Genomic DNA, 16,469 nt, shown 5'->3' with positions numbered 1-16,469 from the left:
CAAATCGGAAAGGCCATGCGGCAGTCGCTTTTTTCTTATACGAATGGAGTTATTAATGAACTATGTGAAACTTGGACGCACCGGGCTGGAAGTTTCCCGCCTTTGTCTGGGCTGTATGACTTATGGCGATCCGAAGCGCGGCACCCATGAATGGACACTGGACGAGAACGCCAGCCGACCGCTCATTAAACAAGCGCTTGATGCTGGTATCAATTTCTTCGATACCGCTAATGCCTATTCGGATGGCAGCTCGGAAGAAATATTAGGTCGCGCGTTGAAAGATTTTACACGCCGCGATGAGGTAGTGATTGCTACTAAGGTATTCGTCCCGATGCGCAAAGGGCCGAACGGCGGTGGCCTCAGCCGCAAGGCAATCATGCATGAAATCGACGCCAGCCTGAAGCGCCTCGGCACCGACTATGTGGATCTCTATCAAATTCACCGCTTTGATCCCACCACGCCCATTGAGGAAACACTGGAGGCTTTACACGATGTGGTGAAAGCCGGCAAGGCACGTTACATCGGCGCCTCTTCCATGTATGCCTGGCAGTTCGCGACCATGCTGCACACATCTGAGAAAAACGGTTGGACACGTTTTGTCAGCATGCAGGATCACCTCAATTTGATTAACCGTGAAGAGGAGCGGGAAATGCTTCCGCTGTGTAAGGCCGAGGGTATTGGCGTTATCCCATGGAGCCCACTTGCACGCGGGCAGCTTACGCGTGACTGGAACGCGGAAACCTCCCGATCACAAACGGATGAATTTGCCCGTACTCTTTATGATCAAACTGCTGATGCAGATCGCAAGGTAGTGGAGGCCGTTGCTGTTCTTGCCGAAGAGCGCGGTTTGCCCCGTGCGCAGATTGCGCTGGCCTGGGTTCTGGCAAAGCCGGAAGTGACCGCCCCTATCGTTGGCGCATCCAAACCGGGCCATCTGGAGGATGCTATCGCAGCACTTGACGTTAAATTAACCGACGAAGAAATCGCCCGGCTGGAGGCACCTTACGTACCGCATCCGGTAGTCGGCTTCGCCTGATCCGAAAAGGAACGTTCAGTTATGCACATTCTTGTAACAGGTAGTTCCGGCAAACTTGGTGTGGCGGCAGTAGCTGCGCTTAAAGCCGCTGGACACGCTGTAACCGGCTTCGATGTCAAAGGCAGCATGGACGGGGATATGATAACCATCGGCGGTGACTGCACCGACTTTGGTCAAATAATCAGTGCCATGAGCGGTGTTGACATGGTGCCTAAGCCGGATATCGTGCTGCACCTTGCGGGTATTCCGGCACCTGCCGTCGCGCCCGATGAGGTCATATTCCGAACGAATACATTGGGTAATTATAATGTTTTCACGGCTGCGGCGCGCGCTGGCATTCGCCGAATTGTTTGGGCATCCAGTGAAACGATCCTTGGACTGCCGTTCAATCACCCTCCAGCCTTCGTGCCGATTGATGAGGATCATCCTGACAGACCTGAATGGTCATATTCCCTGACTAAGAAGCTGGGCGAGGTGATGGCGGACGAGATGGTGCGATGGAACCCAGAGCTTAGCATCGTATCACTCCGTTTTTCCAACATCTGCAACGACGACGATTACGCGTTACGCGGTGCTGTAGATAAGAATCCATCCATTCGAAAAGCGAATCTGTGGAGCTATGTAGACGTGCGTGATGCGGGCGAAGCATGCCGCCTGGCAATAGAGGCCGATATTTCAGGACATGAGCGGATGATTATCGCGGCAGCGGACACGATTATCGATCGTCCAACCGCTGATTTACTCAGAGAATACTTCCCCGACGTCCCGGTTAAGGAAAATTTAGCGACTTATCAGTCACTTGAATCGTCCACCCGAGCCGCTGAGCTTATCGGTTACCATGCGCAGCACAGCTGGCGCAATTCATGACGCTTCGCTGTTCTTCATCCTTACGCGCGAGGAACACCCAAGCCGCTCGCGCGTGATCAGTAAAGATGTCTGCTCACAATCAGCCTAATATCAGGAGAATATCATGGAATATCGTCCACTTGGCCGCTCCGGCCTTAGAGTTTCAACTCTTTCATTTGGCACCATGACTTTCGGTGGTAAGGGTTTCTTTGAAAGGATTGGCGAGGGCGGCGTCGCAGATGCGAAACGCCAGTTTGATATGCTTATCGAGGCAGGCGTCAACCTGATTGACACCGCCGATGTCTATTCAGAAGGCGAGTCCGAAAAGATTGTTGGTGAGGCAATTAAAGGCAAGCGCGATCGGCTGCTTCTCGCTTCCAAGGTCCGCCTGCCAATGGGCACTGGGCCAAACGATCAGGGACTATCGCGCTTTCACATCAAACGGGCCTGCGAGGCCAGCCTGAAACGACTCGGCACCGATCATATCGATCTCTATTGGGCACATGAGTGGGACGGTGCGACGCCACTGGAGGAAACGCTTCGCGCATTTGATGACCTGCAGCAAGAAGGAAAAATCAGCTACTTTGGTATTTCAAACTGGTCTGGCTGGCACATCATGAAAGCACTTGGCATTTCGGAGCGTGACGGGCTGCTTCGTCCGGTTGCTCAGCAGATTCACTACACCCTGCAATCACGTGAGGCAGAATATGAACTCATGCCGATCGCCATTGATCAGGAAGTATCAATCTTCGTCTGGTCGCCGCTCGCTGCGGGTTTACTGTCAGGTAAATTCACCCGAGACAATCCCAACCCAAAAGGAACGCGCCGCGAGCAGGGCTATCCCGAACCAGCCGGTATTGATCAGGAAGCACTTTGGAAAATCGTTGATGAACTGATTGCAATTGCAGGCGATCGCGGGGCGACGCCAGCGCAGATAGCTCTTGCCTGGTTATTGACACGACCTGGCGTTACATCGCTGGTCATTGGTGCGCGCACTGACGAACAGTTGGCAGACAATTTAAAAGCTGCCGAGATTACACTGACAATGGAAGAAGTTACCAGACTGGAGACGGTAAGCCGACCCCGGCTCCTTTATCCATACTGGCATCAGAAAGCAAGCGCCGCCGAGCGTTTATCGCCAGCAGATCGCGCCCTGCTTGACCAGTTTCCCAATCCTTACTGAGATTCATAACAAGCAACGTTTTTAACCTAATAAGCTGAAAAAAAATGAAATTTTCTGTTTATTACACAATGAAGCCGGGCGGCGGACTGATGCTAAACTTACTGCGAACGTCGGGCAGGCTTTATTTCATGTTGCTAACAGCTACGTTTTTCAGGCTTTAACTGGCGCACAGCAGACCCGGGGACCTTAACCTAAACTGGGTTTGCCATTCCTTTAAGCGACGGGCAGATATGCTTCGCCTGTCCTCATTATCGTTTGTAAAAAACGATTCTTTTTTCTTTCACTGTATGAGGTTTTCGATGAAAACAGTTGGTTATGCAGCTCATTCTTCTGACGCGAAGTTGGTTCCTTATCATTTCGAACGTCGCGATTTACGTGATAACGATGTCTCACTCGAAATTCTCTACTGCGGCGTTTGTCACTCAGACTTACATACTGTCAACGGTGACTGGGGATCTCAGCCTTATCCGTTGATCCCTGGCCATGAAATTGTTGGCGTTGTCACGTCTGTTGGCGCTGATGTGAAAAATTACAAGGTTGGCGATAAGGTTGCAGTGGGATGTATGGTTGATAGTTGCCAGCATTGTGATCAGTGTGAATATCATGAAGAACAATTCTGTCGTAACGGTATGACACCAACTTACGGTGCGCCAGATCGTATTAGCGGCGACATCACTCAGGGCGGTTATTCTAAACATATCGTTGTACGCGAAGAGTTCGTGTTGCGTGTTCCGGAAAATATGGATCTGGCGAAGACCGCGCCTATTCTCTGTGCAGGCATTACTACTTTCTCTCCGCTGCGTACCTGGAACGTCGGCCCAGGCAGTCGTGTTGCCGTTATCGGGCTGGGCGGATTAGGTCATATGGCGGTTAAGCTCGCCGTGGCGATGGGAGCTGAGGTTACGGTTATCAGCCGTACAAACAAAAAAGAGGAAGACGCAAAAGCGCTGGGTGCAAAAGGTATTCTGGCTTCATCTGACACCAAAGCTTTAGAGGCATCGGCTAGTGCGTTTGATTTAATTATCGATACCGCACCCGTTAAACATGATCTGAATATTTATACCCCGTTATTAGATATAGATGGTTCATTAGTGATTGTCGGCCAAATTGGTCTGATGAATGAGCCATTAACAGTCCCATTGGTTATGGGTCGCCGCCGCGTTGCCGGCTCGCTGATCGGTGGTATTGCTGAAACGCAGGAGGTGCTGGAATTCTGCGCAAAGCACAATATTTATCCTGAATGCGAAATGATTAGTATCGATCAAATCAACGATACTTTTGCGCGTCTTGAACAAGGCGATACGGCACATCGCTTTGTAATAGATATGGCCTCACTGAGCACCGAATAACCCGCTGCGGGAAGCGGCAGCACGATTGTGCTGCCGCTCCGTCATATATCTTATAAGACAGTGTTTATGAGTAACTAGTAAAATACTTTTCAATAGAGGGCACGTATTTGCTTGCATTCATCTGGCAGGATAGCGCGGAGTCGTGGTTTCAAATATTTTGACGCGCGGGAAGCAGAGTGATTGCTATTAGTAATGTCCTCCCTCATCTTGTGCTTTACAACCCAAAATATCAGTTATTAATCATGCGCCTCTTACTTTATGGCGCATTACATGTTTCTATAATACTTGCCAAATTCGTGGCGGCTAGAATTTTTAGTTAACGGAAAGTTATAATTATGTATATCTAACAGGATAGAAAATCAGGATGCTCTTCAAGTATACTGTAAACAAGATTAATTAATTTAATTCATAACTCCTTTCAGCATTTCCCCTCTAATTTACTGTATCATTCAATGTTACTATTATCTTGTTTTTAGCTATCAATTAAATAATTTCGCCAAAATAGGATGTTATGAAAGCCTTACTCTCATCTGGGTTCTTTTTCACAACCATAGTTCATTTGTTAATCGTCTCAGCGTCAGAAATTTTAAACAATTTTTCAAGTAAAATTTTTTTGGATTTATCTCCGTTCAGGGCGATTAATCATTAAATTATTTAACCAATCAGTTTACTGAAAAGGTGAAGGCTAAGGACGCATCAGCAATAAAAATTGTTTCCGCCGGTTGGCGAAACAAAATTTTGGGCGTGGCTAAGCTTTACAGACAGAAGTATCTAAAAATAATTTGTCATCAGCTCACTGCGATTGTCAACTATCGATATTGAGTGTCCATTTTTTGACATCATTATTGGGCGCTTGTTTATATATTCTCTCTAAATTTAATCAACCCCCTATTTTAATGGTGCAATAATGGACAGGCATGAAGATCTTATTTATGAACTCTTAAAGTGGATAGATAAAAACATTAATAAACCTATAAAGGTTGATGACGTAGCATTACGTTCTGGTTACTCAAAATGGCATCTTCAGCGCATATTTCATCGAGTCAAGAATGTCAGTTTGGGTAATTACATTCGTGATAAGAAGCTGGAACTCGCTGCGCATGACCTTCTTGATAGCCAGGAAGCTGTTATTAATATTTCAGTTAAATATGGTTACGATTCTCAGCAGTCATTTACTCGTTCTTTTGTCCGGAAATATAGTGTGCCGCCTGCAACTTATCGGCGCATCAATACACAAACCCCTAATTTCCGGGTTTGATTCATCTTTATTGCCGGTATCCGGGAGATTATTATAATGCCAAATAATGTGGCACTTAAGCCTCTGGCTTTGTTATGCGCATTCACCCTTTTAAATCTAACAGGATGTGATGATTCCTCAGAGAAAACTACTGAGGTGCAAGATGCCCCAGAAGTTCAGGTCCTTACCCTCAAAACACAACCACTCCCCGTTTCGACTGAACTGCCTGGGCGCACCTCAGCGTTCCGCGTTGCTGAAGTCCGTCCACAAGTATCAGGGATAATTCTAAAACGCGCGTTCACTGAAGGAAGCGATGTTGAGGCCGGTCAGACGCTTTATCAGATCGATCCTGCACCTTTCCGGGCCAGTTACAACAACGCGAAAGCGGCTGTGTCAGAAGCTGAAGCAAACGCACGTATTGCGCAGGTGACGCTTAATCGCTACCGCTCACTGACCGGAACAAATTACATAAGTCGGCAGGACTACGATGAGGCTCAGGCAAACGCCGCACAGACGCGAGCCGCAGCGGAAGCAGCTAACGCTGCCCTGGAAACGGCCCGCATCCATCTGGCCCGAAGTACCATCGTCTCTCCAATCAGTGGACGTATTGGACGCTCTTCAGTGACAGAAGGCGCTCTGGTAGAGGATGCTCAAAACGATGAACTTGCAACGGTTCAGCAACTCGATCCGATGTATCTCGACATTACTCAGTCGAGTCAGGACTTCCTGCGCCTGCAACAGGAACTGGCCTCTGGAAAACTGCGCCAGCAGGCTGGTAAAGCAGTAGTGAGAGTGATCTTTGGTGACGGATCTGTCTACCAACGTACCGGAACCCTGGCCTTCTCTGATGTCACGGTCGACCAGACCACAGGCTCAATTACGCTGCGTGCGATCCTTCCTAACCCGAATCATGCTCTTTTACCCGGCATGTTTTTACGTGCGCGTCTTGAGGAGGGTCTCGACCCGCAAGCATTGCTCATCCCTCAACAAGCCGTCACCCGTACTCCTCAGGGAGATGCCACTGCGATGGTGGTTGGCAGCGACAATAAGGTGGAAGTACGCACCATCAGCGTTTCACAAACAGAAGGTGATAAATGGCGTGTCTCCGGCGGCCTGCAACCGGGAGAAAGAGTCATTGTTTCCGGTCTACAACGTGCTCAGCCGGGTACAACCGTTAAGCCTGTAGCAGCCAGTGCCCTCGCTCGCTCCTCTTCGTCAACAGGAACCGCTAACTGATGTCCAGATTTTTTATTGACCGGCCTATCTTTGCCTGGGTGCTGGCGATTATCGTCATGCTGGCCGGGGGAATTTCTATCCTAAAACTGCCGGTCGAGCAGTATCCTGACGTTGCACCCACCTCCGTTCAGATTAGCGCAACCTATCCGGGCGCGGATGCAACCACGTTACAAAACACCGTAACCCAAGTAATTGAACAGAACATGAGCGGTCTGGATGGCCTGATGTATATGTCATCCACCAGTGATTCTTCCGGTTCACTTCAGCTGACATTGTCATTTGAGAATGGTACTGACCCAGACATCGCTCAGGTTCAGGTACAGAACAAACTTCAGCTTGCCACGCCCCTTCTGCCGCAGGAAGTCCAGCAGCAGGGAATTACAGTGCGTAAAACCTCCGGTGTATTCTTCCTCGTACCCGGTTTCGTCGATGAAACCGGCAAAATGAGTATGGAAGATATTGCGGACTATGTTGCCGCCAATCTGAAAGATCCCATCAGCCGTATTAATGGCGTCGGTGATACAACACTATTTGGTTCGCAGTACGCGATGCGTATTTGGCTCGATCCCAATAAGCTTAACAATTATCAGCTGACGCCGGTCGATGTGATACACATGATCGAGACTCAAAATGCTCAGGTTGCGGCTGGTCAGTTAGGTGGTACGCCACCGGTTAAAGGCCAACAGCTGAATGCCTCGATTATTGCTCAAACCCGCCTCACCTCAGCAGAAGAATTCGGCAACATCCTGCTGAAAGTGAACAGTGATGGCTCACAGGTGCGTCTGCATGACGTGGCGCGCATTAAACGTGGCGGAGAAAACTACAACTTCGTCGTCAAAATTAACGGTAAACCTGCGTCAGCGCTTGGTATTCAGCTGGCGGCAGGCGCAAACGCGCTTGATACCGCCAATGCCATCCGAGCAGAAATTGAGGAGCTGAAGCCTTATTTCCCACAGGGTCTGAAGGTCGTCTATCCCTACGATACTACACCGTTTATTACCATCTCGATCCATGAAGTGGTAAAAACGCTGTTTGAAGCTATCGTGCTGGTGTTTCTGGTCATGTACCTGTTCCTACAGAGCTTCCGCGCCACGCTGATCCCGACCATCGCTGTACCGGTGGTACTGCTGGGGACATTCGGCATCCTTAATGCGTTCGGTTACTCGATCAACACATTGACTATGTTCGGTATGGTGTTAGCGATAGGCCTTTTAGTGGATGACGCTATAGTAGTTGTGGAAAACGTAGAGCGTGTCATGGCTGAAGAGGGACTGAAGCCAAAAGCCGCCACGCGTAAATCGATGGACCAGATACAGGGAGCATTGGTCGGTATTGCGCTGGTGCTGTCTGCCGTATTTGTACCGATGGCATTCTTTGGAGGCAGTACCGGTGTAATCTATCGTCAGTTTTCCATAACCATCGTTTCTGCCATGGCTTTGTCTGTATTGGTGGCGCTGATACTGACACCCGCCCTGTGCGTCACTATTCTGAAGCCGGTCAAACCGGGAATACACGGCCAGCAGCGCGGGCTGTTTGGCTGGTTTAACCGTACATTCGATCGGAGCGCGCATCACTACACGGGTTCTGTCGCGAGAATGCTCAACCGCAGTGGACGTTACCTGCTGATTTACGGCGTTATCGTTGTGGGTATGGCTGTTCTGTTCATGCGTCTGCCGACCTCGTTTCTGCCATCGGAAGACCAGGGTGTGTTTGCAACGCAGGCAATTCTGCCTGCCGGTGCTACGCAAGAACGCACTCAGGCCGTGCTGAATCAGATAAATGATTATTATCTCACTAATGAGAAACATAACGTTCAAAGTGTGCTGACGGTAAATGGATACGGTTTTGCCGGTCGCGGCCAGAACGTGGGCATTGCGTTCATCGGGCTGAAGGACTGGGCAGAACGTTCCGGTGCCGAAAATAAAGTCGATGACATCATCAGCCGGGCCTCGCAGACATTAAGTCGCATTATGGATGGCAACGTTGTGGCCTTTAACCTGCCGCCGATCATCGCGCTAGGTAATGCTACCGGCTTTGACTTTGAGTTAATTGATCGGGGCAATCTCGGCCATGAGAAGTTAACTGAAGCACGTAACAAGCTGTTGGCGCTGGCGCGCCAACACTCTGATACGCTGGTCGCGGTACGCCCGAACGGCATGGAGGACAGTCCTCAATATAAGATTAATATCGATCAGGAGAAAGCCACGGCACTGGGGGTGGATCTTTCCGACATTAATACCACCCTGAGCAGCGCCTGGGGCGGTAATTATGTGAATGACTTTATTGATCACGGCAGGGTAAAGAAAGTTTATATCATGAGCGATGCGCCTTACCGTATGATGCCGAAGGATCTTAACAATTGGTACGTGCGCGCCAATAATGGCAAGATGGTCCCCTTCGCCAGCTTCTCGACCGCTGAATGGGTGTACGGCTCGCCGCGCCTTGAGCGTTATAATGGGCGATCATCCGTTGAAATCCTTGGGCAACCCGCGCCAGGAAAAAGCTCGGGTGAGGCAATGGCGCTGATGGAGCAACTGGCGAAGCAGCTGCCGCCTGGCATCGGCTATGACTGGACGGGAATGTCTTATCAGGAACGGATGACCGGTGAACAAGCGCCAGCGCTTTATGCTCTTTCGCTGATTGTGGTTTTTCTTTGCCTCGCTGCGTTATATGAGAGCTGGTCAATTCCGTTCTCGGTAATGTTGGTGGTGCCACTCGGCGTGTTCGGCGCACTGGTGGCCACTTTGCTACGCGGGTTGAATAATGATGTTTATTTCGTGGTGGGACTGCTGACAACAATCGGTTTGGCAGCGAAAAACGCGATTCTCATTGTGGAATTTGCCAAGGATCAGATTGAGAAAGAAGGTAAAGGCTTGGTCGAAGCCACACTGGAAGCTGCCCGAATGCGTTTACGTCCCATTTTGATGACATCTCTTGCCTTTATTCTTGGCGTTCTGCCGCTGGCGATCAGTTCTGGTGCCGGTTCCGGTGCGCAAAATGCAGTAGGTACTGGTGTGATCGGCGGTATGGTAGCGGCCACGCTCTTGGCAATTTATTTTGTGCCGGTATTCTTTGTAGTGGTACGCAACCGCTTTGGTGGTAAACCTCACGATGAGGATGACGAGGTCGATGAAGGAAAAATAGTAAGTTAAATAATCCTATATTCCTTAAAATTAAATGAAGTTCATGGCCAGCTTTGGCACTAAAGCTGGCCTTTTATTAAGCAAGCCTACTGTTGCACAAAATAAATTCTTAAAACCTTACCCTATCCTGAGAGTTGTCTTTTGCCTTTATTTATAATGAAGATGAGTATTATTTAGGTCCCGACAATATTTTTTCGAAACCATTTACTCTCAACTTGGGTAGCCCTGTTACTGGCTATTTAAAAGGCTTGAGCGCACCACCATAAGGACTAAAATTATTTAAAAAAGAATATTATCAGTAAGCCTTATAATCTTTTGATTTTCAGTTATTCAGATTTACTGGCAAGCACTCATTCTTCTGGAGATATGAATTAAACTCATAACTGCATGCGGATTCATGCTGTTTTCATTTGGATAGACTCAGTGCAAGATTATATGACCGTTAAAATTTTTCTTCTGAATAAATGACTGGAGGAAATGTGCCGCATTTAGATTTGCATTTTAATCCACGAGATTTAAGCGAAAACGATATTGCTGCAATGGCAGATGATCTTCGCAACGTACTCAAACGTCACCTTGGCACCAACGATGACGCTATCTCAATGGCTTTTACTCAAGTTTCACAAGAAAACTGGAAAGCCCAAGTATACGATCCGATTATTTCCCCTGTGCTTGATCAGCTATACAAAACCCCGGGTTATAAACTCTGAATTACTCAGTGAGGTAAACCAGCATGGTCAAATATGATTTTCAGGATAAAGTAGCCCTTATTACTGGTGCCGCTTCCGGAATGGGATTCGCTACTGCCCAGGCATTCTGTGAGGCCGGCGCTTCTGTTGTAATGGCAGATGCCAGAAAAGAGCCGCTTAGCAAGGCTGCAGACAAGCTTCGTGAATCTGGTTTCAATGTGCTTGATATTGTCTGTGACGTTACTGACGAAAATCAGGTTCGCCAGATGATTGAGAAGACGATTGGGACATTTGGTCGTCTGGACGCTGCCTACAATAATGCAGGCATCCAAAGCCCGGTTGCTGAGACGGCAGATGCGGATGGTGACGAATTTGACCGCGTGATGGATATTAATCTGCGTGGCATCTGGAACTGTATGAAATATGAGCTCCAGCACATGCGCACCCAGGGTAGAGGAGCCATTGTTAACTGCTCATCACTTGGCGGTCTCGTCGGGATAGCTGGCCGGGGCGTTTATCATGCGTCGAAGCATGGTGTTCTGGGTTTAACCAAAAGCGCTTCGCTTGAATATGCAGCTCGAGGTATCCGGATTAACGCTATTTGCCCCGGCATTATCAGCACCCCTATGGTTGACGCTATGCTTGAAAAAGAGCCAGATGCCATGGATCAACTGATGAAACTGCAGCCTATCGGACGCCTGGGGGAAGCCCGGGAAATCGCTGCTGCTGTGTTATGGCTTTGCAGTCCCGACTCCGCTTTTGTAATTGGGCATGCCCTCGCAATTGACGGAGGCTATACAGTGCAGTAATGCAAAGTTTAGCCACACATACACTCATGAATGAAATTCATTTCTGCATCCCTTTTTCCATACTTAATTGATGAAATAGGATGCCCTACACTTCTTACATCACCTTCTACTGGCTGGCCTGCAGAATGCAGGCGCAAAAATAAATAACCAGCCGGTCCTTACTAACTTAAGGAAAACATCATGACTGACATCTATAAGATTGGTTCACAAGCATCTATCGTAGGTCCTGAAGACTGGTTCACTGGCACCGTCCGTATCGATCCGTTGTTTCCCGTCAATGAGCCAGCTCGCGCGAGCGGCGGAAGTGTAACCTTCGAACCAGGTGCCCGCACTGCCTGGCATACGCATCCTCTCGGTCAGACTTTGATCGTAACCGCAGGTTTTGGCTATGTTCAAACCTGGGGACAAGAAGCACGAGAAATTCGCCCCGGTGATGTTGTCTGGATCCCGCCGTTTGAAAAACACTGGCACGGTGCAAGCGCCACAACAGCGTTGACTCATATTGCTATTCAGGAAGCGCAGGATGGCAAGGCGGTTGAATGGCTGGAAAAAGTAACTGATGAGCAGTATGGAGATAAGTGATGAGCGCAGCTGTCAGAGGGAAAGTTGTCGTTATCACTGGGGCCAGCAGCGGGCTTGGTGAGCGCACCGCCCGTCATCTCAGCGCGTTAGGTGCCATCCTTGTTCTGGGTGCACGTCGTGTTGATCGTCTTCAGTCCCTCGTTTCTGATCTGGAAAAACAGGGCGGAAAAGCCGTTGCGGTCGAAACCGATGTCACCCGCAAAGAGCAGGTTGAAGCTTTAATCAAAACGGCTGTAGAAAAATTTGGCCGCGTGGACGTCTTGTTGAACAATGCAGGCCTGATGCAGCAATCCCGTCTCGATAGTTTGAAAACAGACGAGTGGGACAATATGATAGACGTGAACCTGAAAGGCACGCTCTACGGTATTGCAGCAGCGCTGCCATATATGCAGGCCCAGAAAAGTGGTCATATCATTAATGTATCCTCCGTTGCGGGCCATAAGGTTACACCAACCGGATCTGTTTATTGTGCGACCAAACATGCTGTACGTGCCATTAGCGAAGGGCTGCGTTCAGAAGTGAAAGAGTGGAATTTACGTACAACTATTATTTCACCCGGCGCGGTAGCTACTGAGTTAACCGATCACATTACGGATAAAGAGATTGGTCAGGGAATGCGTGATTTTTATAAGCAGCACGCCGTTGGCCCCGACTCTTTTGCCCGTATCGTTGAGTTTGCCATCAGCCAGCCAGCTGAAGTTGATATCAACGAGATTTTGTACCGTCCTACCAGCCAGGTAGTCTGATTCTGATACACTATTCAGAAGCCTGACAGAAGGCGTGTTCCATACTGTGGGACACGCCTTTTTTATATCCACAGCTGCGTTTACTGCTTACTGCAAAGTTGTTCACTTGTTATATGAGATAATACAGATGGCCCGGGAAAACCTTAATGATCTGGTCGCTTTTGTTACTGTAGCCCGCGAGCAAAGTTTTACCCGCGCAGCTGCCCAGCTGGGAGTATCACAGTCTGCACTCAGCCACAGCATCCGGGGCCTTGAATCAAGGCTGGGTGTTCGCTTACTGACGCGTACTACGCGAAGCGTTTCTCCGACCGTCGCCGGACAGCGTTTGCAGGATTCTCTTGCGCCTCGTCTTGAAGAAATATGGAATGAGCTCTCAGCAATAGGCGACATGCGGGACAAACCGACAGGAACAGTACGTATTACCGCAACCGACTATGCCATCAAATATATTCTCTGGCCTAAGCTGATGCCGCTTCTGAAAGAATATCCGGACATCAAAATTGAGCTGGCGAACGAATATGCCCTCACCGACATTGCAGCGAACCGCTATGACGCTGGCGTTCGTTTGGGAGAGCAGATAACTAACGGCATGATTTCCGTCCGGATAGGACCTGATATCCGCTTTGCAGTAGTGGCATCCCCTGACTATTTCCGCTCACATGCAGTACCCCTTACGCCTGAAGATTTGGTTAATCACCGCTGTATTAACCTGCGGTTATCTACCCACGGCGGCATTTACGCCTGGGAATTCGAAAGAGACGGGCATGAAGTAAAAGTGCGTGTCGACGGGCAGGTAATATTTAACGACATTTTTCAGGTTGTAGATGCTGCTGTGGATGGGTTCGGACTGGCTCATGTTCCCGAAGAGATGGTCGAACACTATCTTCAGACAGGAAAGCTGGTACGTGTATTGCCTGAATTTTGCCCGGCATGGGAAGGACACCACCTTTTTTATCCCAGCCGCCAGTCATCGCGGGCCCTGATAATGGTAGTAGATGCATTAAGACACCGGCAGCGCTGAAAGCGCGCCGCCGGTCCGCATTTAATAACAACTACTCAGCGCTGCGGGACGCAAAAACTTCTTTGAATACGGGCATCGCTGAGAAAATATTCGGCCAGCCTGCCACGAATGCAAGCTGCGTCAGCATTTCAGATGCCTGTGTGCGCGTAAGGCCGTTATCCATTGCACGATTGAGGTGGAACGGAACCTGCGCAACCTGACCCGCCGTCACCAGCGCGGCCACGGTGATAAGGCTGCGATCCCGCGGGGCCAGCCCCGGACGTAACCAAAGATCCTGAAATACCGCTTCTGTTGTATATTTAACCACGCCGGGCGCGACCTGGCCAAAGTTGTCATCAACTATTTTTAACCGTTTTGCTTCCCCTTCTTTATCAATTGGCAGACTTTCTACTTCCGCGCCAGGAAGTTTAGTCGTGTCAATGTGCCTGGCGGCGTATACGCGGCTTGTAACAAGTGCCGCAGCGGAAGCGTTTGGCCAGCCTGAATAAAAGGCTAAATGCGTAATCGTTTCCGATATCTCGGTTGCAGTTACGCCGCTGTCCAGTGCAAGGTTAATATAATGAGGGAGCTCAGTTGTGTCATTCCGGCTGATGAGCGCGGCAATGGTGACAAGACTACGATCGCGACGGGATAACTCTGTGCGGTTCCACAAATCTTTTTTAATAAAACGGTCTGAATAAGCGGCCATAGCTGGTGCCGCATTCATTACCGATTGGTTCACATCTACAGTTTCTGACATGCCTGAGCGGCTCCTTTCCTTATCGTTCATCTGATGACAACCTGAAAGCAGTAGCGCTGAAAAGAGAAGTAAGAAAGTGTTCTTTAACATCGATTTACCTCACTATTCATATTGCGTGTCGCTGACTTTTTCCAGCCAATTAACGTTTTTTCCTTCCGGCGTGAGTTCCTGAATTGCCAGGTGGACCATGCCGGATTTATCCGTCGCGCCATGCCAGTGCTTAACGCCCGGTGGAAAATTAATCACATCGCCGCTATGTACGGTGATTTTTTCTTTGTTCCACTCCTGTACCCAGCCGGTGCCTGAAACCACAACCAGCGTTTGTCCCAGTGGATGTGTATGCCATGCAGTCCGGGAACCCGGTTCAAAAGTTACAAATGAGCCGGTCGTTCGTTGTGGTGACTGAGGTTTCAGGAAAAGAGGATCGATCCATGCACGACCGGTAAAATTGTCAGCAGGAGCCCGGATATACGTCCGCGCTATGCCTTCTGTTACGGTGACCGACCCGTTGGCGGGAACATCCACCGCATGGGCTACCGTGCCTGTGATAAGAAACAGAGAAATACCCAGAGAGAATTGACGAAACATTAAAATCTCCTTTTCAGATTAAAAAGCAGAACGGTAAAACTATTTTTTCAACATCAATGATATAACGGAGGCGGATAATGCCGTTAATTATTCTCTTCCACGCTGTATGTATTTCAGTATTTTAATATCACTGATAATTTTAATATCACGCGCGGCGCAGTCTTATTTATTAATCAATATCCTGAACAGCCTGATCATTGAGTCTGAATTGATAAGTCAGCATAGGGCCGTCATTTCTGAAATAGGCCAACTGTACCGTAAGCATCGCGAAAGGCTCTGTATAGCGGGCACTCTTAAGAGAACCCGCATTGACCGGATTAAATCCTATATCATTAATGAGCTTTGCGGCGACACGGCTGGCTTCTGGCTCGTTGCTACAAAAAAGTACGCTGGGTTTAAGAGAAGTATCTCTGATGCGTCCGCGAAATACAGATTCCAGTATTTCACTCGGCGTTGTCTGAAAGGCAGCTACCAGCTGACAGTCCGGCAGCAATTTGGCAATTTGTTCAGTACCTGAATCGTCGTGTCCGATAACCAATTGGCTATTGTTATCATCCAGCGGGACAACGCAGCTGATTACAGTACGGCCTGCGAGAGGGCCTGCAAGCGACAAAACATCATGTACCTGGCTCCAGTGTACGGCGAGCAGGACGACGTCAGCGTTTGCGACAGCATCGGCTGGCATTGCCCAGCTTGCTTTTTTACCTGCGCGTTCTGATAGCTGCTGAAGCTTTTCCTGATGACGTGAATAGCTGAATGTCACCTGATGCCCCGCTTTTGTGAACAAAAGCCCCAGCCTGCTCCCCATGAGTCCGGAGCCCAGAATCGCTATATTCATGGCGTATCTCCCGTCAGGTTTTAGTCCGCCTTCTCAAAAATAGCGGACATCGCTTTCTCATTGAAGGGAAAAGTTTCAGGCGCATCCAGATGACCTAGTTTGACGAGCCCGGGAGCATAACTTTGCTTTTTATAAAATATGGCCAGATTTCCCCACGGAGCATATAAACAAAGATCCCCTTTACTTGCGCTGCTGCCATTCGGTGAACCCGATGTTGAGAGACGAGCCGGAAGATCGCTGATTTTCTCCGCCCCGGCGTAGTCTTTTAATTGAAGAGTCAATGGCATCATGGAAGCGAAATCCCGGCTTGCTTCACTGTCATTTAGCGTGGCTAGCAACGTCTTTCCATCAACATGAATTTTGATACGCATGATATTTTCCTGTGCTGAGGCAAGGTTAAATTTAAAAGGCAGAAGTTGTCCTGTTA

16 protein-coding genes are annotated in these 16,469 nt (G+C 49.0%); 12 read left to right on the top strand and 4 right to left on the bottom strand.

Going from position 1 to position 16,469, the window contains the following annotated elements; genetic code table 11:
- Window positions 1–55 precede the first annotated feature (55 nt).
- The 12 genes from ABU178_RS19410 (at window position 56) to ABU178_RS19355 (ending at window position 13,877) form a co-directional block, all read left to right on the top strand.
- A complete protein-coding gene (locus tag ABU178_RS19410; RefSeq protein WP_397218000.1) occupies window positions 56–1,036 on the top strand; it encodes an aldo/keto reductase in 981 nt (326 codons plus the stop codon).
- 21 nt (window positions 1,037–1,057) lie between these two features.
- Window positions 1,058–1,903, top strand: a complete 846-nt coding sequence (locus ABU178_RS19405) for an NAD-dependent epimerase/dehydratase family protein (RefSeq protein WP_397217998.1) — start codon at window positions 1,058–1,060, stop codon at window positions 1,901–1,903.
- 103 nt (window positions 1,904–2,006) lie between these two features.
- Entirely contained in the window at window positions 2,007–3,065 is a 1,059-nt protein-coding gene (locus ABU178_RS19400) for an aldo/keto reductase (protein ID WP_397217997.1), read from the top strand.
- A gap of 299 nt (window positions 3,066–3,364) precedes the next feature.
- Window positions 3,365–4,414, top strand: a complete 1,050-nt coding sequence (locus ABU178_RS19395) for an NAD(P)-dependent alcohol dehydrogenase (RefSeq protein WP_397217995.1) — start codon at window positions 3,365–3,367, stop codon at window positions 4,412–4,414.
- A 907-nt stretch (window positions 4,415–5,321) separates the two neighbouring features.
- Window positions 5,322–5,672: a helix-turn-helix domain-containing protein gene (locus ABU178_RS19390; RefSeq protein ID WP_397217993.1), complete on the top strand. Its 351-nt coding sequence runs from the start codon at window positions 5,322–5,324 to the stop codon at window positions 5,670–5,672.
- 36 nt (window positions 5,673–5,708) lie between these two features.
- A complete protein-coding gene (locus ABU178_RS19385) occupies window positions 5,709–6,887 on the top strand; it encodes an efflux RND transporter periplasmic adaptor subunit (protein ID WP_397217991.1) in 1,179 nt (392 codons plus the stop codon).
- A complete protein-coding gene (locus ABU178_RS19380) occupies window positions 6,887–10,039 on the top strand; it encodes an efflux RND transporter permease subunit (RefSeq protein WP_397217989.1) in 3,153 nt (1,050 codons plus the stop codon). Before ABU178_RS19385 ends, ABU178_RS19380 begins: the two co-directional genes overlap by 1 nt.
- 470 nt (window positions 10,040–10,509) lie before the next feature.
- The gene (pptA, locus tag ABU178_RS19375; RefSeq protein WP_397217987.1) at window positions 10,510–10,740 is read left to right on the top strand and encodes a tautomerase PptA; all 231 of its coding nucleotides are present in this window, start codon (window positions 10,510–10,512) and stop codon (window positions 10,738–10,740) included.
- A gap of 23 nt (window positions 10,741–10,763) precedes the next feature.
- Complete coding sequence (locus ABU178_RS19370) at window positions 10,764–11,528, top strand: glucose 1-dehydrogenase (RefSeq protein WP_397217985.1); 765 nt, start codon at window positions 10,764–10,766, stop codon at window positions 11,526–11,528.
- Between the two features lie 180 nt (window positions 11,529–11,708).
- A complete protein-coding gene (locus ABU178_RS19365) occupies window positions 11,709–12,110 on the top strand; it encodes a (R)-mandelonitrile lyase (protein ID WP_397217984.1) in 402 nt (133 codons plus the stop codon).
- Window positions 12,110–12,856, top strand: coding sequence for an SDR family oxidoreductase (locus tag ABU178_RS19360; RefSeq protein WP_397217982.1), 747 nt, complete (start codon window positions 12,110–12,112; stop codon window positions 12,854–12,856). Before ABU178_RS19365 ends, ABU178_RS19360 begins: the two co-directional genes overlap by 1 nt.
- A 127-nt stretch (window positions 12,857–12,983) precedes the next feature.
- Complete coding sequence (locus tag ABU178_RS19355) at window positions 12,984–13,877, top strand: LysR family transcriptional regulator (RefSeq protein ID WP_397217980.1); 894 nt, start codon at window positions 12,984–12,986, stop codon at window positions 13,875–13,877.
- A gap of 31 nt (window positions 13,878–13,908) precedes the next feature.
- Here the strand turns inward: ABU178_RS19355 and ABU178_RS19350 are convergent, their stop codons facing one another.
- The 4 genes from ABU178_RS19350 to ABU178_RS19335 form a co-directional block, all read right to left on the bottom strand.
- A complete protein-coding gene (locus ABU178_RS19350; protein WP_397217978.1) occupies window positions 13,909–14,706 on the bottom strand; it encodes a carboxymuconolactone decarboxylase family protein in 798 nt (265 codons plus the stop codon).
- A gap of 12 nt (window positions 14,707–14,718) precedes the next feature.
- Window positions 14,719–15,204 carry a (R)-mandelonitrile lyase gene (locus ABU178_RS19345; protein ID WP_397217976.1) on the bottom strand — a complete coding sequence of 162 codons (486 nt, stop codon included), beginning with the start codon at window positions 15,202–15,204 and terminating at the stop codon, window positions 14,719–14,721.
- A 169-nt stretch (window positions 15,205–15,373) separates the two neighbouring features.
- A complete protein-coding gene (locus ABU178_RS19340) occupies window positions 15,374–16,042 on the bottom strand; it encodes an NADPH-dependent F420 reductase (RefSeq protein ID WP_397217975.1) in 669 nt (222 codons plus the stop codon).
- 20 nt (window positions 16,043–16,062) lie between these two features.
- Window positions 16,063–16,413 carry a cyclophilin-like fold protein gene (locus ABU178_RS19335; RefSeq protein ID WP_397217973.1) on the bottom strand — a complete coding sequence of 117 codons (351 nt, stop codon included), beginning with the start codon at window positions 16,411–16,413 and terminating at the stop codon, window positions 16,063–16,065.
- Window positions 16,414–16,469: the final 56 nt, after the last annotated feature.

It is taken from the genome of Pantoea osteomyelitidis (assembly GCF_044342975.1).
In the GTDB taxonomy this organism is placed as follows: domain Bacteria; phylum Pseudomonadota; class Gammaproteobacteria; order Enterobacterales; family Enterobacteriaceae; genus Pantoea; species Pantoea osteomyelitidis.
The sequence above is the reverse complement of the archived record's forward strand: the minus strand, read 5'-3'. Positions and strand labels throughout refer to the sequence as shown.